General features: G+C 38.5%; 14 protein-coding genes. 3 read left to right on the top strand and 11 right to left on the bottom strand.

Annotated features, from left to right (window positions below; translation table 11 throughout):
- Window positions 1-257: 257 nt before the first annotated feature.
- Entirely contained in the window at window positions 258-1,565 is a 1,308-nt protein-coding gene (gene eno / locus ACVRZH_RS02365) for a surface-displayed alpha-enolase (RefSeq protein WP_447453725.1), read from the bottom strand.
- Between the two features lie 186 nt (window positions 1,566-1,751).
- Between eno and ACVRZH_RS02370 the strand changes: the two genes are divergently transcribed.
- The gene (locus ACVRZH_RS02370; protein WP_447453726.1) at window positions 1,752-2,234 is read left to right on the top strand and encodes a DUF1694 domain-containing protein; all 483 of its coding nucleotides are present in this window, start codon (window positions 1,752-1,754) and stop codon (window positions 2,232-2,234) included.
- A gap of 10 nt (window positions 2,235-2,244) precedes the next feature.
- Complete coding sequence (locus tag ACVRZH_RS02375; RefSeq protein ID WP_447453727.1) at window positions 2,245-2,739, top strand: NUDIX hydrolase; 495 nt, start codon at window positions 2,245-2,247, stop codon at window positions 2,737-2,739.
- Window positions 2,740-2,889: 150 nt separating this feature from the next.
- On the opposite strand, the gene tnpA is transcribed toward ACVRZH_RS02375, so the two are convergent.
- The 9 genes from tnpA to upp all read right to left on the bottom strand — a co-directional run bounded on the left by tnpA (window position 2,890) and on the right by upp (window position 17,954).
- Window positions 2,890-3,354: an IS200/IS605 family transposase gene (gene tnpA, locus ACVRZH_RS02380; protein WP_447453728.1), complete on the bottom strand. Its 465-nt coding sequence runs from the start codon at window positions 3,352-3,354 to the stop codon at window positions 2,890-2,892.
- A gap of 264 nt (window positions 3,355-3,618) precedes the next feature.
- Complete coding sequence (locus tag ACVRZH_RS02385) at window positions 3,619-4,197, bottom strand: PepSY domain-containing protein (RefSeq protein WP_447453729.1); 579 nt, start codon at window positions 4,195-4,197, stop codon at window positions 3,619-3,621.
- 138 nt (window positions 4,198-4,335) lie between these two features.
- Entirely contained in the window at window positions 4,336-10,686 is a 6,351-nt protein-coding gene (locus tag ACVRZH_RS02390) for a ZmpA/ZmpB/ZmpC family metallo-endopeptidase (RefSeq protein ID WP_447453730.1), read from the bottom strand.
- 188 nt (window positions 10,687-10,874) lie between these two features.
- Window positions 10,875-11,249, bottom strand: coding sequence for a RidA family protein (locus tag ACVRZH_RS02395; protein WP_447453731.1), 375 nt, complete (start codon window positions 11,247-11,249; stop codon window positions 10,875-10,877).
- 12 nt (window positions 11,250-11,261) lie between these two features.
- Window positions 11,262-12,602, bottom strand: coding sequence for an asparagine--tRNA ligase (gene asnS / locus ACVRZH_RS02400; RefSeq protein ID WP_447453732.1), 1,341 nt, complete (start codon window positions 12,600-12,602; stop codon window positions 11,262-11,264).
- A gap of 24 nt (window positions 12,603-12,626) precedes the next feature.
- The gene (locus ACVRZH_RS02405) at window positions 12,627-13,808 is read right to left on the bottom strand and encodes a pyridoxal phosphate-dependent aminotransferase (RefSeq protein ID WP_447453733.1); all 1,182 of its coding nucleotides are present in this window, start codon (window positions 13,806-13,808) and stop codon (window positions 12,627-12,629) included.
- Window positions 13,809-13,909: 101 nt separating this feature from the next.
- Window positions 13,910-16,378, bottom strand: a complete 2,469-nt coding sequence (locus ACVRZH_RS02410) for a bifunctional DnaQ family exonuclease/ATP-dependent helicase (protein WP_447453734.1) — start codon at window positions 16,376-16,378, stop codon at window positions 13,910-13,912.
- A 165-nt stretch (window positions 16,379-16,543) separates the two neighbouring features.
- On the bottom strand, window positions 16,544-17,134 hold the full coding sequence (locus ACVRZH_RS02415) for an ATP-dependent Clp protease proteolytic subunit (protein ID WP_447453735.1): 591 nt from the start codon (window positions 17,132-17,134) through the stop codon (window positions 16,544-16,546).
- A 190-nt stretch (window positions 17,135-17,324) separates the two neighbouring features.
- Window positions 17,325-17,954 carry a uracil phosphoribosyltransferase gene (upp, locus tag ACVRZH_RS02420; protein ID WP_447453736.1) on the bottom strand — a complete coding sequence of 210 codons (630 nt, stop codon included), beginning with the start codon at window positions 17,952-17,954 and terminating at the stop codon, window positions 17,325-17,327.
- A gap of 252 nt (window positions 17,955-18,206) precedes the next feature.
- On the opposite strand from upp, the gene ACVRZH_RS02425 reads away from it, so the two are divergent.
- Window positions 18,207-19,652, top strand: a complete 1,446-nt coding sequence (locus tag ACVRZH_RS02425; protein WP_447453737.1) for a UDP-N-acetylmuramoyl-L-alanyl-D-glutamate--L-lysine ligase — start codon at window positions 18,207-18,209, stop codon at window positions 19,650-19,652.
- Window positions 19,653-19,740: 88 nt separating this feature from the next.
- On the opposite strand, the gene ACVRZH_RS02430 is transcribed toward ACVRZH_RS02425, so the two are convergent.
- A complete protein-coding gene (locus ACVRZH_RS02430; protein WP_447453738.1) occupies window positions 19,741-20,097 on the bottom strand; it encodes a Spx/MgsR family RNA polymerase-binding regulatory protein in 357 nt (118 codons plus the stop codon).
- Between the last annotated feature and the right edge of the window lie 56 nt (window positions 20,098-20,153).

A 20,153-nucleotide genomic window follows, 5' to 3' on the forward strand; every position in this document is an offset into this window, starting at 1 on the left:
GGATTCCGAAACTTTGACAACTTTAAAAGAAGGATTTTGATTGCCTTGAACATCAAAAAGGAGAGAACCAATCTGATTCTCTCCAGATGTTAGCTTTTCATCTACCCACTACAGTTGACAAAGAGCCTCATTTTTTCTATACAAATTTTTAAAAAAATCGTAAAGAAAAACTTATCGTTAAACATGACAAAAACACTCTAGACCAACGTCCTAGAGTGTTTTTGTTATATTTTTCAGACCTTTAACCTGTTATCAGATTATTTTTTAAGGTTATAGAATGATTTAAGACCTTTGTATTGTGCCACTTCACCAAGTTGATCTTCGATACGAAGTAATTGGTTATATTTAGCGATACGGTCTGTACGTGACAATGAACCTGTCTTGATTTGGCCAGCGTTAGTTGCAACAGCGATATCAGCAATTGTTGAATCTTCCGTTTCACCTGAACGGTGTGATACAACTGCAGTATAACCAGCTTCTTTAGCCATTTCGATAGCTTCAAATGTTTCAGTAAGTGTACCGATTTGGTTAACTTTGATAAGGATTGAGTTAGCAGCACCTTCTGCAATACCTTTAGCTAAGTATTCAGTGTTTGTAACGAAGAAGTCGTCACCAACCAATTGAACACGTTTGCCAAGACGCTCAGTAAGAGCTTTCCAACCATCCCAGTCATTTTCATCCATACCATCTTCGATAGTAATGATTGGGTATTTATTTACTAACTCTTCAAGATAGTCAACTTGTTGAGCAGATGTACGAACTGCCCCACCAGGACCTTCAAATTTAGTGTAGTCATAAACACCACGCTCTTTGTCGTAGAATTCTGATGACGCACAGTCAAAACCAATCATGATACCATTTTCACCAGCTTCATAACCAGCTGCTTCAATAGCTTTAAGGATTGTTTCTACACCATCTTCAGTTCCTTCAAACTTAGGTGCAAATCCACCTTCATCACCAACAGCAGTTACAAGACCACGTTGTTTAAGGATTTTCTTAAGAGCATGGAATACTTCAGCTCCCCAACGAAGACCTTCTTTGAATGTTGGAGCACCAACTGGCATGATCATGAACTCTTGGAATGCGATAGGTGCATCTGAGTGTGATCCACCATTGATGATGTTCATCATTGGTGTTGGAAGAACTTTAGCATTGAAACCACCAAGGTAGTTGTAAAGTGGTACTTCAAGGTAGTCAGCTGCAGCACGAGCTACGGCGATAGAAACACCAAGGATAGCGTTCGCTCCAAGTTTACCTTTGTTAGGAGTACCGTCAAGTGCGATCATTGCACGGTCAATAGCTTGTTGATCACGAACATCATAACCAACGATAGCGTCAGCGATAACGTTATTAACATTGTCAACAGCTTTTTGAGTACCAAGACCTAGGTAACGTGATTTATCACCATCACGAAGTTCAACTGCTTCGTGCTCACCAGTAGAAGCTCCTGAAGGAACCATACCACGTCCGAAAGCACCTGATTCAGTGTAAACTTCTACTTCAAGTGTTGGGTTACCGCGTGAGTCTAGGACTTCGCGAGCGTAAACATCAGTAATAATTGACATTATATACTCTCCTTATGAGTTTATTTTTTACCTGTTAATTATAACACAAACTAAATTCTTAAGCAAATGAAAAACGTTTTCTGAAAAACTTTACTTTATCATGATTTTATTTTCATTTATCATTTATAGCAAAACACGATAACTAACACATCAGTAGCAACTATTTATGGTATAATTAATTTAAACTTGCTGAAAGGAGTCTATATCATAACAACTATTAACCAAAAAATCTTGCGTTCCTCTAATGGTGAAACACGCGTAAAACCAGACGAACAACGTTTATATTTAGGTACATTCAAAGAGAGAGTCGTTTTAACCATTCCTATTGAGGACAGCCTGACCCAGTTAATAAACGATAAACTCCCCTCAATCTTACTTAATCTAGAAGTCAAATACAAAAATCTAAACCTCAAGATTAATAGCGAGTTAGCTTCAAATAAACAAATACTCCTTCTACAAAGAGCTCAGGAACTTCACATTCCTGCAATGGTGGTTAATGACAATAGTAGCCATTCACCGTTTGGTATCGTCGTTCACACAAATAATGCCGAAAATGTAGAAGCTACTGATGTCAAGCACCTTTTTCCTGAACAATGGCAAACCGTTTCACTTAAGACTCCAGATCAAGAAGAAAAAAAGGGATTTTGGCAAAAACTATTTGGAAAATAAAGGAGGATATATGGAAACATGGGACGCTTATGATGAAAACCGTCATTTCATCAATCACACATTAGTTAGAGATAACCCGATTCCGAAAGGACTTTTTCATCTCGTTGTTGAAGCCATCGTCCAACACGAAGATGGTAGTATTTTATTTATGCAAAGGGATGTCAACAAGGCATCTTATCCCTCTTTTTTTGAAGCTACTGCTGGTGGTTCTGCCCTAAAGGGAGAAGATAGTCTGACTGCCGTTCAGCGAGAAACCTTAGAAGAAACAGGTATTTCTCTAAAAAAGAAAGATTGTCAACTCATCCATCAATTTACTAACTATGACTATGCTTGTCATTTTGATATTTACCTCGCCAAAACCAATATCGATAAAAAAGCTATTCAATTACAAAAAGGTGAAACAAGTAATTTTATTTGGGTATCTATAGATCAACTTAAAAACTTTTTAAATGAGCATAAAGTTATCCCAAGACAAAAGAATTTTTTAGAACAATATTTGTTATAAATGACATAATCATGACCACCCGTCAAACGGGTGGTTTGAACAAGGGCTATAAGCCCACATCACCAGCCAGCGCCTAAAGACGCTGGCTTTCACTTTGTTCAAGCCTCACTGCTTTTGACTCGTCACTAGCCTCTTAAAGAGGCATTCGTACTACTTGCCATTATCCCTAAAGGGATCTTCATACTCTTTCACACTCAATTTATCAAGTGCTATATCATGTTTTTCCTGTTCTTGTATATATTTCTTAATTGTGGCTTCATTAAGTCCAACCGTACTTACATAATATCCCTCTGCCCAAAAATGGCGATTGCCAAATTTGTATTTGAGATTCGCGTGTTTATCAAACATCATAAGAGCACTTTTACCTTTTAAATAACCCATGAAACTTGAAACACTTACCCTTGGTGGAATACTGACAAGCATATGAACATGGTCTGGCATCAGATGCCCCTCGATTATTTCAACCCCTTTGTAACGACATAAACGGCGAAATATTTCTCCTAAACTGCTTCTATATTGATTATAAATAACTTTTCGTCTATACTTAGGTGTAAACACAATGTGGTATTTACACATCCACTTTGTATGTGATAAACTATGTGCCTTCTGTGCCATATTTTTCTCCTTTCGCTTTGCAATAGGCTTGAACACCTTTATTGTATCGCGTTTGGAGTTTTTTGGTATAACCTGCGATGCGCACCCGCATAGCGGGTGGTTTATTTGTCTCGCACCTTACGGAGCGAGACGGACTAAAAGTCACATAACGAAATAAAGCCCTCCTAGAGAAATATTTCTCTGGGAGGGCTTTAACTCGTTACTCACAAACGATAAAAGTCATTTGTTTGATAGAACTTTATCAAAATTGGTCTATCACTTTAATTAATCGTTTACTGATTCAATCTCTTTTTCAATAATATTCGTTGAGTTTGCATCAATAACATAGTGATACTCCATACCGTTATGAACAAAATCAACATCAAATACAACAACCATATCATCGTTATCTTGTTTCACACGTAGATTCGTCACGGCACTTTCTGATAATCCAGCATCAGCTAATGCTACTTCTTTAGCTTTAGAAGTATCTACAGAAGTTGCTACTACACCATCTGCCATCTCAACTTTTCTTTCTAAGATAGAGCCGTTTGATTGATCAATTTTATAGCTATATTCTTCATTATTGGCATCAAATGAAATGTCAAAAGATTTTTGCATCAAATCCATATCTTCTTCAACAGCTAAATTCATGACATCAGCTTCAGTAACACCAGCATCTTCAAACGCAATTTTCTTAGCTTGTTCTAAAGTCAATTCTTTGAGATTGCTATCTGATGTTTTTTGTGCTGTAGAATCTGTCTGTTTTGCAGGGGTAGTCGGTGCTTGTGTCGTTGTCTGATGACCACACGCTACTAAAAACAAACCTGTTCCCAACACTGCAACACTTAATAATTTTTTCATTTTATACTTCAATTCCTTTTTTACATTTGAATAGTGCTTACTATTCATTAACAGAATACCTTGTTTTCAAATAAGAAGCAATAAATATGCTCACCAAAAGCTATCATTCCTACCATTTACTTTACTTCCAAAAACCTGCTATTTGAAAATAGAATCAGCGAAATCATTCGAATCACGTAAGTAAGCATTATAAATCTTTCTTTTCAGAAGTTCTACAAAGCTATCATCAGCATATTTTGTAGCATTTGATAAATTCTTGATATCATATGCTAATGCGTCATCGATTAATTGCTGTAATTGCTCATAAGATGATATCGTTACTTCCTGCGTACTTCTCTTATCACCTAGTTTATACTGAATTGTTACAGGCTTAATACTATCCTTCTTAGCAATTCGCTCTCGATACATTTGCTTTTTAAAGTCTGACCAACTACCATACTCCGATGCCAATACGTTATCAAACACATGCTTATCTGTCACCAAAGGAATATCTTTTCTCTCCCAATTCGACCAAGTTAAAGAGTTTTCAGCAATTGCTATATCCTTAAATTGGTTTGAAACATAAGGTAAGAACCCTTCATGATAACCTTTAGCTGCTAGAAGTTCAAAGGCCATTCGTCTGAACATGATATCTCCAGGTGCACCATATTCATTCGATAAAGCAGCATAGTTTGGTGCACTAATTGAAATAGTATAATAACCATTTCTATCTTTTTTACCGTCAGAGTAACCCCTTCGAGTGACAATATTATTATCAATCAAACTGTCAAATGACGTTAAGCGTGCAATGTCTTCATCTGTTAGTTGTGAAATCGTATTGCCTGCATGTGTGTTCTGATTCGATTTTGGATCTTGAACATAGTAATTTTCTATCTTACGTAACCAAGCTTTTTTAACATCAGCTGTTTGTTTGAGCACCGATTGTCCTTCTGCATATTCAAGTAAGTACATCACATCAAAAATACCTTTGAAATAATGTTGTAAATCTTGAGCATTATTAAAGCGCTGATTTGGACGATTGGTATGCATTCTGTTAGCAGAATCAGCCTCATCATTGAAAATATGATTGATCGCTAGACTAGGTTGCTCAATATAGTCTGGTGACTGTAGTAAACCTTCAGCAAATAGCTCTCCTCCCTGACCAGTACGTCTGCCATAGCCTTCAAAATAAATATTACCATCAGAATTATGAACCATTTCATGCGTATAGGTTGCAGCCCCATACCTAGTTAATAATTTGGCATCAACAAAATGTGTCGCACTGCCATTAGCATAAGCAAGAAGCCCATTATGACCGTACCAACGTCCTACTGGTCCAAAGAATCCTCTGATGGACGATGACTCATCATCTAATGTCCGCCACAATGCTTTCCCTGATGCATCAGGGAAACTAAACCCATCATAGTTTAGTACATTTCGTGGTAATTTTTCTTTAAATTCAGGACTTAATAATTTATACCAGAAGTCAAAATGATTGCGGTGCCATTCAGCAGACTGGTCAACCAAACTTCTGACATAGGCTTTCGGATCTCCATCTTTTGCTCCTTGATCACTCAAGTAACGCTCATAACCACCAAACGATAAGGTCGATAATGACGGTATGACATAAACACTCTCATCTTTTAGCGTTAACAAAGGTAACACCATATTCCGATAAGGCCAATTATTTTGAGTTAAGCGGTTATAAACACGATGCGTATATAAGCTATCTCTTGGCGCTGCTAATTGCTTGGCTTTTAATTCCTCAATATTAGATAGCAACTCTGGCATATAGGCTTTCGTATTATCTTTAAACCAATCAGCATTAGATTTATTTGGAACAAACAAATGACGATACGATTCTAAATAACTGAATAGCCCATCTTTATGCTTGACATCTGCCAATAAATGATTGTAGGTCACTTCGTTTTTATTAGCTTGAAGGTAAGGATAACCTGACTGACCAAGTTTGATAATCTCATCAATCGTGCTTGTAGCATTGTTACCAAAGAAATCAAATTTATACGTTGATAACTCTTTGGTATTAATCGTATCATAGTTGATATCGTACCAACGCTGAAGATAGGCCAAACCTAATAGAAATGCTTCTTTATTTTGAGCTATTTTTTGGAATAAATAATCTTCAACAGCAAGACCTCTCGTGTTGATGGCATTGTTCATAGAAAGAGTTTTGATTAAATGAGTGTTCAAATCTGCTTTAATCGCGTTGAAAGACTCCTCTAAATAGAGACGTGATAATTTATTATCACCATCATCAACTGGTAAGTTTAATGCTGTTCTTATTTCAGCAGAATCAAAGTTGACACTTGATAATAGTGGGTTTAACTTAGCGATCAAACTAGCGTAATCAGAAACCAATTCTTCTGGAGTATAGATAAGACCTGTGTCAGCAAGATCATACTCTACAACGTGGTTATTCGCGAAAGTCTCTTTAAAGCTCACATCTAAATAATCAACAGTATTATCTGAATAATAAAGCATGATGCGATTAATACGAGCTTTATCTGCTGAAAGGTTGGTCACAATAATGTTATCGAACATAGGTACAACGTCTACCAAGGCAACACGTGCTAATTTATGGCTAGTATCAAGTTTATTACCGTAATACACGATTAATTCTTTGTTATAGAATGGCATTAATCGTTCAATATTGTTGTAAATAGTTTCGCGTCCTGCTTGAGCATTTTTGACTCCGAGATAATCAACACTGTATAAATTAGAAGCCATTGAATCTGTTGTATCCGACAAGGTCGTCGTAATACCAAGTGCATCACGTTTAGCCTCAGCTTCAGCGCTAGTCACTGTTTGCTTACTCCAAAGATCTTCTTTTCCACGAACGTTATCACGGACAAAGACATCTGTAATCGAAGCACGGCCATATCCTGAGTCACCATGCACCTTATTTCCATTAATGACATCTACTTCAGAAATAACATTTCGAACAACTCCTGCTTTCCATGTCGAACCAACAAGACCACCAATTTGACCGCCTTGACCTGAATTAACTAATTTACCACTAGCATAACTATCCGATAGCGTAGAGCTGTCTTTTAAGATCCCGACAAGTGAACCAGCTTTTTGATTGTTGCTATTGGCGATAATGTAGGTTGAAGCATCTGAACGAACTTTCGAAAGCATTGAACTAAGCGAAGCAACCGCAACAATACCACCAACACTATTATCTGTGTTGTCTTGACTAAGGCTTCTCAACGTTCCTGTAAAGGCTGTATTGGTAATCGTAGTCCCTTTTTCAGCGTTTGCAACGACTCCCGCAACAAATTTATCAGCGGTAATCTTTCCTTCTACTGATAGATTTTCAATCCGACTACGATCTGTCGCTGTAATAGACAATGGAGCGACATTGTTATTTTTTGTAAAGATAGATACATTCTTCAAATCAAGATCTTTGACAGTAGCACGACTAAGGGTCTTAAACAAAGGCTTAGCCAAATCGTAAATCGCATATGGTTTATTGTCAAGACCTAAACCTGTCAATGTCCCACTAAACGTTTCAGGAATATACGACGGCGAACCATCATCAGCTACATCAGTTGCACTAATGTTCGAAGATAGTTGGAAGTTTCCTGTTGGATTTCCTTTTATAGCTTCAACTAAAGCTTTAAAACTTGAGTAGAGCATCGGACCCTGTTTGGCTTTCGCCACCTCAAATGTAAAATCAGGCTGATAGACATCTGTTTTACCTTGCACTAACTCTGGAATGTGAGCCTTCACACTGTAATTCCCTGATTCACTCTCATCAATTGACTTGATTGGGAGTAAGACATCTTTAAAACGATCTGAATCTATTTTTACAAAGTAATCGTCTAAATTGCTTGGTTTTTCTGTCAATGAGAATAGACGAACATAACGATCGTTATCTTTACGATATAGATGAATATTATCAATGTCTTTGATTTCTATTTTTTTATATTCTAAACGGAATTCTTCTATATCTGTCTGTAACTCAGAGATTTCACCCTGACCAATGTCATAGGTGAGAACTGTTTTTAGAGTATAGTCTGTATAATACTCCAAATCAGTCATTAAAAGACTCTCTGATTTATTTTGTATTGGGAATTCCTTAACAAGAACATTTCCCTTATACAACTGAGCTTTAGCTGACAATGCCACCTTACTATCATCTCTCAACGTAAAGTGAGCAAGAGCAGAGCGTTCATCTTCATTCTTATCGATTCGATCAATTTCTAAAATAGGAAGTTCTCTTACTTTTGTTCCTATTTTCACTACCTTTTTAACAGGTTCTACAATATCTTCTATTGGCTGATTTGGCGTTACGATACCTGTAACTGTATCAACGCTATAGGTTGTTGTTAGTATGCGTTGGCCATTTACACCTTCTTTAACAACTTCTTCCTCTGTATCAATATATTTAGTCGAGTCTTCAACATACTCAATCTCAAATGGAAGATCAGTTACTGTTTTTGTTGGAGCTGTTCCAACTGTGACAATCTCAGTCCTTACTTCTCTAATAATCTCTTCTTGGATAACTTGACCATCAACTGTTGTCAATTGACGCTCACCGTTGATTCCCCTAACCGATACCGTTTTCTCTCCTAAAGGCATCGTCTCATCAGCTTCATAGCGAGTATCAAATGGCATTTCTTGCTTATCAACACTGATAGTAGCAGCAGGCTTATCATCTATAACTAGCGTTTCCATTGGAACACTTGTCACTTTTTTCTTGGTTCCAACATAGATAATCTCTGGCTGAGGAGCACGTGTAATACTATCTGAGACAACCCTTTCTGAAACAACTTCATCTTCTGAAATAAAGCGTTCTGTGACGATTGTGCGTTCACCTGGTACTCCAAGTTGTCCTACCTTTCTTTCACCCTCATACAATTCAGAACTGGCTACTTCTTGAACCTCAAAATCAACCGATAATGTTTCAACAACCTCTGTCTGAAGAACTTCTGGAGAAGTTGAGGTAACCGGGAAATTAGTAGGGACTTCTGCTACACGTGGCTTAGTTCCAACATAGATAATTTCTGGCTGGGGGGCAATGGTAATACTATCTGAAATAACCCTTTCTGAAACAACTTCATCTTCTGAAACAAAGCGTTCTGTGACGATTGTGCGTTCACCTGGTACTCCAAGTTGTCCTACCTTTCGTTCACCCTCATACAATTCCGAACTAGCTACTTCTTGAACATCAAAATCAACCGATAATGTTTCAACAACCTCTGTCTGAAGAACTTCTGGAGAAGCTGAGGTAACTGGGAAATTAGTAGGGACTTCTGTTACACGTGGCTTGGTTCCAACATAGATAATTTCTGGCTGGGGGGCAATGGTAATACTATCTGAAATAACTTTTTCAGATACAAGCTTGCCATCAGATGTAAAGAGCTCAGTTACAATTGTACGTTCACCAGCAACTCCCATTTGCCCAATTGTACGCTCTCCTTCATATAAGTCTGCACTTGCTACTTCTTGAATATCATAAGGTACTATTTGCTTTTCTACTGTTTCATTGCGAACAACTTCTGGCAAACCAGCAGAAACAGGATAACTCTGCGTTACCTCAGATTGACGCTTTTTCGTTCCAATACGAATTATTTCTGGTTTAGGGTCACGTGTAACAGTATCGGAAACAACCTGTTCAGAAATCAATTGCCCCATCGAGATAAATTTGCCAGTTACAATTGTGCGTTCACCAACGACACCACTCTGAATAAGTTCACGCTCCCCTTCAAAAAGTTCTGGTGTCTCTATTTCTTGACTATCAAAAGCAATATCAAGTTTAGAGACTGTTTCTGTATAGACAACTTCTGCCTGTTCTTCTTTGGTTACTGAGCTTCCGACAACCTCGCTATCCTCAGTCTTGCGACCTTCATGAATAAGATCTGCCTGCATCAAATCATTGCCTACAGCATTTTCTAATACCTTATCAGCATTAGTGATTTTCAAATAGCCTACATAATCATAACCATCAATCTTGGTTGGATGAGGTAACTTATCTCCTACAGACAACTCAATATTTTGGTTAAAATGTGCTAAGATATGGCTCGTTAAAGCCTCAGCATCAGTTGATAGGAGTAAAGTTCCTGCCGTTGTCAATAATGCAACTGATAACAACCACTGACGGCGCTTGCGATGATAAGTTGCCACTAAAACTAAGAAACCAACACCTGCAAGAGAAGCAAAACCATTTAATTCTCCCGTTTTTGGTAGGTAAACTGAAGTGGGACGATACACATAATAATACGCTTGGTCTCCTGCCTCTAGTTGCACTGGCAGAGCCTTAATCACACGTTCACGCTCTTCTTCAGTCAACTCATTTTCGGTCGTATGATAAATCCCCACCGTAGACAACTGCTCTTTAGCAGTCTGAGTTGTTGCTAAAACTGGCTGAACACTATAATCACTATAACCTAAAAAAACACTCGCAACTGCTGCCGATACTAGACCAACAGATAATTTTCGAAATGAAAAACGATGTTGCTTATCTCCTGCATGGCAATACCTCATACAACCTCCTAAATAACCTCTTCAATATATCTTACACGAATGCTATCGCATATTTCCTTGATATTCTATCATAATCATGTCGTAATAGCTAAATAAATGCTTTGGTATCAATAAAAAATGAGATTGGAAGCAACAACCAAGATTACAGCGCAATCCTGAACATTTATTCCAATCTCAACATTAAATGATTACACCGAGGCAATCACTTCAATCTCAATCAAAACGTCTTTAGGGAGACGAGCAACTTCAACAGCTGAACGCGCTGGAAAGTTTGTTTGGAAGGCATTTTGATAGACCTGATTAAAAGCTACAAAATCAGACATATTTTTCAAGAAACAGGTCGCTTTCACCACATGATTAAAATCGGTTCCTGCTTCTGTCAAGATAGCTTCCAAATTCTTCAAAACTTGTTCGGTTTGTTCTTCAATTGTTTGTCCAACAACCTCACCAGTTTCTGGTGAGAGGGGAATTTGCCCTGATGTGAACAGAAGATTGCCAATAACATTAGCTTGGACATAAGGCCCAATAGCCTTGGGCGCCTTATCGGTATGAATAGCTTTCATAGCACTTCTCCATTAAGGCCTGATACGTCCTAGCATACGTGGGAATGGAATAGCTTCACGAATATGCTTGTTACCTGTAATAAAGGTAACCGCACGCTCTAAGCCAAGACCAAATCCTGAATGTGGCACTGTACCATATTTACGAAGGTCGAGATACCAAGCATACTCTTCTTCTGGAAGACCATACTCTTCAACCTTTGCCTTCAAATAATCGTAGTCAATCGCACGTTCTGAACCACCAATGATTTCACCATAACCTTCTGGCGCAATTAAGTCCGCACAAATTACAACATCATCACGTGTTGGATGTGGTTTCATGTAGAAAGCTTTGATAGCCTTAGGATAGTTCATGATAAAGGTTGGCACGCCGTAATAGTTTGAAACAAATGTTTCATGTGGTGACCCGAAGTCATCACCCCACTCGATATGCTCATAGTCGTTTTCTGCTTCTTTTTCTTGGAGAAGGGCAATAGCATCATCATAAGTCACGCGTTTAAATGGCTCTGCTACGTATTTTTCAAGCAGAGCTGTATCACGCTCAAGGACCTCAAGGGCATAACGTTGGTTGTCCAAGACTGCTTGAATTAAGTACTTCACATAAGCTTCTTGGATATCCAATGATTCTTCATGTTGTACAAATGCCATTTCAGGCTCAATCATCCAAAACTCTGTCAAATGACGGCGCGTTTTCGATTTTTCAGCACGGAAAGTTGGACCAAAGGTAAAGATTTTACCAAAAGCCATCGCACCTGCTTCACCGTAGAGCTGACCTGTTTGACTAAGGTAGGCTGGTGTACCAAAGTAGTCTGTTTCAAAAAGCTCTGTTGTTCCTTCTGGTGCTGAACCTGTCAAAATTGGAGCATCAATTTTGATGAAACCTTCTTTGTTAAAGAATTCATAAGTAGCACGAATAATTTCGTTACGGATAAGAAGGGTCGCATGTTGCTTACGTGAACGAATCCAAAGGTGGCGATTATCCATCAAGAAATCTGTACCGTGTTCTTTAGGCGTTATTGGATATTCTTTAGATTCACCAACAACTTCCAAATCAGTCACATCCAGCTCATAACCAAATTTTGAACGCTCATCTGCTTTGACAATACCTTTAACAAGTACTGATGTTTCTTGACTCAGATGTTTAATTGTCTCAAACTTAGCTGTTCCCTCTTCTTCACCAAATGTGTCGATAAAATTAGGTTTGAAGGCAACAGCTTGGAAGAAGGCTGTTCCATCACGCAATTGTAAGAAAGCCAATTTCCCTTTTCCTGATTTGTTGGCTACCCAAGCACCAATCGTTACTTCTTCACCAACGTGGTCTTTAACATCAATAATGGATACATAATCTCTAGACATATATTTCTCTTTTCTATATTCATTTTAATCAGCCATAAAGGCTTTTAAGCGTTTGACGGCTTCTATCAAGGTTTCTAAATCACTGGCATAGCTAAGACGGACATTCTCTGGAGCACCAAACCCTTCTCCTGTTACTAAGGCAACACCCACTTCCTCCAAAATGGCATTAGTAAAGTCAGTCACATTGGTGTAACCTTTCATAGCCATAGCTTTTTTGACATTTGGAAACAGATAAAAGGCGCCTTCTGGTTTCAACACCTCAAAACCAGGTACCTCACAGAGCAATGGGTAAATCATGTTCAAGCGTTCTTCAAAAGCTTTGTGCATCTCATCAAAATCTGATTGGTCTCCCGTCAAGGCCTCAATCGCAGCATACTGTGATACCGTTGTCAGATTTGAAGTGGTCTGACTGATGATTTTAGCCATAGCAGAGATAATCTCTGGTTCAGCCACTGCAAAACCAACACGCCATCCCGTCATCGCATAGGTTTTTGACACTCCATTCACAACAACGGTCTGTCGACGAATCGCTTCTGACAAGCTTGAAATCGGTGTAAATACCGTTCCATTATATACCAGACGCCCATAAATATCATCAGCTAAGATAAGAATATCATGTTCTACTGCCCAATGACCAATCGCCAAAAGCTCTTCTTTGCTATAAACCATACCAGTCGGATTGGAAGGGCTATTTAACAAAAGTACCTTGGTATTGTTCGTCCGAGCTGCCTCTAGCTGATCAACAGTTACTTTAAAATGGTTATGTTCCTCCCCAGTGACAAAGACTGGTTTGCCTTCTGCCATCTTCACTTGGTCTGCATAACTCACCCAGTAAGGCGTTGGAATCAAGACCTCATCACCTGGATTGATAACTGCCATGAAAAAAGCATAAAGAATAAACTTAGCCCCTGTTGCTAAAACCACCTGATTGGATGAGATAGAATAGCCATAATGATTAGCCATATAGGTAATAACCGCATCTTTTAGTTCAGGTAAACCACTGGCAACCGTATAGTAACTGGCTTTACCATTTTCAATTGCCTCAATCGCTTTTCGCTGAATGGCTTTTGGAGTTGGAAAATCTGGCTCACCTAAAGTCAGCGACAGGATATCCCTACCTTCAGCCTTTAGTGCCTTTGCCTTAGCAGCAGTTTGTAAGGTCACACTTTCTCCCATAGCTAAGACTCGATGTGATAAGAACGTCATAGTGCCTCCTTACTCCTAAAAATCGTTTTCAATACGATTTCTATTATATCACAAAATTGAGCCTTGTCAGCATTTTTGAGCCTTGTCAGCATTTTTGAAGCCTATTCATCAAGATAAGTGTCAATAGCTATCACCGCTTGTTCAAAAGGCTGCTTTCTCAACTCATACTGATAAGACAGAGCAGTACATATACCTGTTCCATAAGACTTGTATAACAATCTACTATCTAAAATAAGAACAGCTGATTTTTGGCTTTGTGAGCGATTTGTCCGTCCAATAGCTTGCTTTAATCTTAAAGCAACAAGAGGCAAGCTATAATCATAGAAAGGATGTTTGCCATCTCGACGTATCCGTTCATTGATTTTTTGGGTAAACCTATCTTCTGGATTATCAAATGGCAAACGCACAATAACTTCCAATAACTGCTCTTGTTTGGCAAAATCCACACCTTCCCAAAAAGTACCTGTTCCAAGTAAAAGATAACTATCACCCTTATCAAATCGGTTTTTTAAATGGCTAGCTTGACCATGTTTATCCTGACAAAGATGCCTAATACCACTTTCATCTAGCTTATCTGAGAGAGATAACATCGCTTGTCGAGATGTGAATAAAACCACGGTTGGTTTTTCCAAGGCACTAACGGCTATTAGACGATGAGCAATCTCTGTCAGATAAGTTGCTTCGGAAACTTCAGAAACCATAGGCATGGTTGTATCAATCCATATAGCTTGATTGGTTACTTTATCCTCAGCTAATGAATAGTGGCTAGCCTCCTCATATCCCAATAGATCTGCCAAAGACAGCTCAGGACTAATGGATAAGGTCGCTGAAATGTAAAAAACTTTTGTCGAATCAGGTAAAATTGACGAAACATCAACCAGGTCAAATTGTGCAGCATTCAAATACGTCTGCCTTTTTCCTTCAGTGTGGCGTCGCTCTAACCAAAACTCCTTAAACCGAGAAGATAACGACTCCTCTAAAGCTATCAATTCAGGAAAGGAATACTCGGATAAATCCTGACGAAGACTTTCAATATGAGCCAAAGAAATCATTGATACACCCAACTCTGATGCTTCATCTACCAGCTGCTGACACTTGAATTGCAAACTCTCCAAAAGACGCTTCTGTAAGACCGATGACGTCTTAGTTTGCAAGCCCGATAAGATTTGCAGCTGCTCCAGCATATCCACACGACGCCTTGATAACTGTTCCAGTGCTAAGAAAAAGGATTGAGCTTCATCAATAACCAAGAGATGATTATCTAAAAAAGCCTTATCATCTGCAACACGTGTCAATAGGTAAGCATGATTCGTCACTATCAAACGACTGGACTTCTCCTGCTCCATTCGCCTTTTAACAAAATCCATCTCAGCAAAACGACTGGTCTCAGGTACCTCACCATCATGACAGATACTCTCAAAAAAAGCTTCATAGCGATGTTTCTGACGAATTTCATCCAAATCACCCGTCTCTGTTTCAAAGAGCCAGACTAGTAACTGCATTTTATAACGATTCACCAGTCTATTCTTATCCAAACGGGATAAGCTATCTGCAAATTTTTCCAAACTAATGTAATGACGTGGGCTCTTTACACTTAGAGCATTGACATGAAACACCTCTTGAATAGCTGATATTTCCTGAGCCATCAATTGATTTTGTAAAGCAATCGTCGGTACAGAAACAATCACTTTTTGATGTCTTGTCTTAGCTAATAAAGTCAGAAGGTAAGCATAGGTCTTTCCAATACCTGTCTGAGCCTGTAAAAAACTGACCGTATCCTGTTCAAATGCTTGCGCCAACAAATCCGCAAATCTCATCTGCTTAGGTCGTTGTTCCAATTCAAGAAGAGCAAGATTAACTCCAAAATCATCAGCAAATGCTCGTTCTTTTAGTAGAGGTTTCTCTCCCTTGACAATAATACCATCTGCCTCAAGAACAGTCGTCCCCAGCATGACTGGAGCCTTATCTAAGACCTCCTCAATCACCAATCTCGTTTCAAATAATAAACTATCCGCAAAAACAAGGATTTTTTCTAATAATTGACGGGGTAGAGTCGCTATTTTTTCTTGCAATTTTAAGAATAATTGCGCTGTGGCATAGGCATCAGAAATAGCGGTATGGGCTTCTTCAAGCTGCAAGCCCAAAACCTTACTTAAAGTTGGTAAATTATACTTTTCAAGAGTTGGAAAAAAGATTTGTGCCAACTCAACAGTATCAACCCTTGGTGTATGTAAATCATAACCTTCAAAAAAGAGATGCTCTGCTAACAGATTAGCATCAAATCGCACATTGTGGGCGACAAATACAGCATCCTCTATCAATTCAAAAATTTCTCTAGCAACCTGAGCAAAATCAGGTGCTTTAGACAAGCGTTCATCCGTTAAGCCTGTCAAATGCTTAATGTGGCTATCTAAAGGCTCATAAGGATTCACATCTGTTTCATAAACCCTTGTGATGCGTCCTCCCTCGATAATCACTATGCCTACTTGAATAATACTGGCATTTCGACCCGGATTAGTTGCCTCTAAATCAACCACTGCATATTTTCTTGGTTTCAATCTGTCACTCATAGTCTCTATTATATCACAGCTGAAGATTGCTACCAAGTCATATCAAATGAAGATCACTAATAGCAAAAAGAAGTTGAGTACAATCCCCAACTTCTTGTTTATCAATAATACTTTGGCAAGCGCATCTGCAACGATTGAAGCCTGTTACTTCTATCAATATGCTACTTATTTTAAATCATTGTTTTCCATGATTTCATCAATGAAACCATATTTCAATGTCTCCTCAGCAGACATCCAACGGTCACGTTCAGCATCTGCATGAATCTTCTTGATTGTTTGACCTGAGTTTTTAGCCAAAATACGCTCTAAATTGTTACGTGTCTTAAGTAAGTGTTCTGCTGCAATCGCCATATCTGATTGTTGCGTACCACTACCAGTTCCACCCATTGGTTGATGAATCATGTACTCAGCATTCGGTAACATAAAACGTTTACCCTTAGCACCGCTTGAAGCAATAACAGTACCCATGCTAGCTGCCATCCCCATAACAATTGTTTGGACATCTGCCTTGATAAAGTTCATGGTATCAACAATGGCAAGACCAGCCGACACAGAACCTCCAGGTGTGTTCACATACAAGTAAATGTCTTTGGTGTGATCTTGAGCGTCCAAGAAAAGCAACTGCGCAATAACAGAGTTTGCCATATTGTCCTCAACTGGACCCGTCAACATGATAATACGGTCCTTCAAAAGACGTGAGTAAATATCGTAAGAACGCTCGCCTCGTGATGTTTGTTCAATAACTACTGGAATCATAACTTCTCCCTCATATTTATAAAATCGTAATCTTATTATACCTCATTGGTCAAATAAGGTCAAACAAAAACCTTTTTCTTTGTACTGGTTATATTATTGGTCAATCAAATACCTCGTAAGTATTATTTGGGACAAAGAAAACATGAAAAGAGAGGCAGGGAATATAAACCCAAACCTCCATTTCTTGTCATTATTTTGTACCGAAAAGGCGATCTCCTGCATCTCCTAAACCTGGAACAATATAGCCATTTTCATTTAAACGTTCATCGAGAGCTGCCGTGTAGATATCAACATCCGGATGGGCTTCTTGAAGGAGTTTGACACCTTCTGGTGCAGCAACTAAGCAGACAAATTTGATATTGGCAGCACCACGTTTTTTCAAGGAGTCAATCGCTAAAACAGCTGAACCACCTGTCGCAAGCATTGGGTCAACCAAGAAAATTTGACGTTGGTCAATATCCTCTGGTAATTTAACCAAATACTCAACAGGTTGGAGGGTTTCTTCATCACGGTACATACCGATGTGACCAACTTTTGCAGCTGGAACAAGGCTCAACAAACCGTCAACCATACCAACACCTGCACGAAGAATCGGAACAATCGCTAATTTTTTACCAGCTACTTGTTTTTGTACTGTTGTTGTAATAGGTGTCTCGATTTCCACATCTTCAAGCGGTAAATCTCTAGAAACTTCATAACCCATCAACATGGCAATCTCATTAACTAACTCACGGAAGTCTTTAGTTGACGTTGTCTTACGACGAAGAATAGACAACTTATGCTGAATAAGCGGGTGTGAAATAACTTGAAATTTTCCCATGATTTTAAACCACCTTCTATTTTTTACTTTCTCCCCATTATATCTCATAATGAATAGTCCGTCAAATGATAACCTGATCACTATGTCCTTTCACTATAAAATCACGACACAGCTCTCAGTTAAGTTTTCTCTGACCAGACACAACCCCTTAAAAACTTTTTCTCTGTTGTCAACGGGTTAGTCAAAAACTAAAGCTAACAAATCTTGACCTTGTCACTTGTAAAACCGTGCATTTCAGTCTAAAATAGTAGTATGATTACTATTGAACAAACATTATCCATTTTAAAACAAGACAATAATTTTAGAACCATTGCCTTAAATGATGAGCTATTTTATAACTGGCACGGTGAAACCTTCCAAAATATTAGTTATAATAGCAAAACAGCCGACTTTCAAACCCTCTTTTTTGTTAAAGGCCTGAGTTTCAAAGAAGAATTCCTCAAGGAAGCCGTTCAGCAAGGTCTACGTTTTTACGTTGCTGAGAGAGATTATCATGTTGGCATCCCTGTTATTATTGTCAATGACATCAAACAAGCCATGAGTTTAATTGCTATGGCTTTCTACGGATATCCTCAAAACAAGTTAAAACTCCTAGCCTTTACAGGTACTAAGGGCAAAACAACAGCAGCCTACTACGCCTACACTATTTTAAAACAAGGCCACAAACCTGCCATGTTATCTACTATGAATACAACACTTGATGGCAAAACTTTTTTCAAATCAACTTTAACCACACCAGAAAGTCTTGATTTGTTTGAAATGATGGCTACTGCTGTTGATAATGGTATGACACATCTTATCATGGAGGTCTCTAGCCAAGCTTATTTGACCAAGCGTGTTTATGGACTAACCTTTGATGTTGGTATTTTTCTGAATATTAGTCCTGACCACATCGGGCCGATAGAACACCCAACATTTGAAGACTATTTCTATCATAAGAGATTACTTCTTGATAATAGCCGTACGGTTATCATTAATAGTCAGATGGCCTATTTTGACCTTCTAAAAGAACAGGTCGCAGACGCTGACCACATCTTCTATGGTCCACAATCAGAAAATCAAATTATCAATCCGAAAGCTTTCTCGTTTGATATATTTGGTCAATTAGATGGTCACTATGATAGTCAATTACTTGGAAGCTTTAACCAAGAAAATGCCCTAGCAGCGGGTCTAGCCTGTTTAAAACTTGGTGTGACTAAAGAGGATATCAAAAAAGGCATTGCTAAAACAAGTGTTCCAGGTCGTATGGAAGTTATCAGTCAGATAAATGGTGCTAAAGTTTTTGTAGACTACGCTCACAACGGCGATAGTGTCAATAAGCTGATTCAGGTCGTCTTAGGTGTCCAAACGGGTCAAGTTTTTCTTATTCTAGGAGCTACTGGTAATAAAGGAGAAAGCCGTCGAGCTGACTTCGGTAAACTACTTAATCACTATCCTGATTTAACAGTGATACTGACAGCTGACGATCCTAATTATGAAGACCCTGCCAAGATAGCACAAGAAATTGCAAGCTATATGGATAAAGAACCTATTATCATCACAGATCGTGAAGAAGCCATCAAAACAGCTATGGCACAAACTCAAAATAATACTGATGCCGTTATCATCGCTGGTAAGGGAGCCGATGCCTATCAGATTGTCAATGGCGAACGACAATCCTACCCTGGTGATTTAGAAGTCGCTAAAAAATACCTTTGATAAACTATCCCATGTCACCTATAAAGCAAAAACGAACACTAGAGACTTCCACATAGGTAAGCTCTGGTGCTCGTTTTTTATTTCATTATTATAAGCTATCTAATTCCTTATACGTTGTTCGATAACCAATTTGTAAAACCTTCCCGTCCTTCACTAACAATGGACGTTTAATTAACATCCCATCAGCTGCTAACAACTCAAGAGCTTCAGCTTCTGTCAATCGTGGCAAACGATCTTTTAAACCAAGTTCACGGTAACTATTACCACTTGTATTGAAATATTTTTTAAGCTCTAAACCTGTTGCATCCATCCAAGCTTTTAAAGAAGTTACATCAGGTGGCGTTTGCTTAATACCCACCGTTTCAAAATCTACTCCCAAAGCTTTTAATTCTGCTTTTGCCTTACGGCATGTCGAACATTTTGGGTATTCGTAAAAGACTAACATGTCATTCTCTCTTTCCATTCTTTGATAGGTTTAATGTCTCATATTACGGGATAGCA

Source organism: Streptococcus fryi (assembly GCF_053206505.1).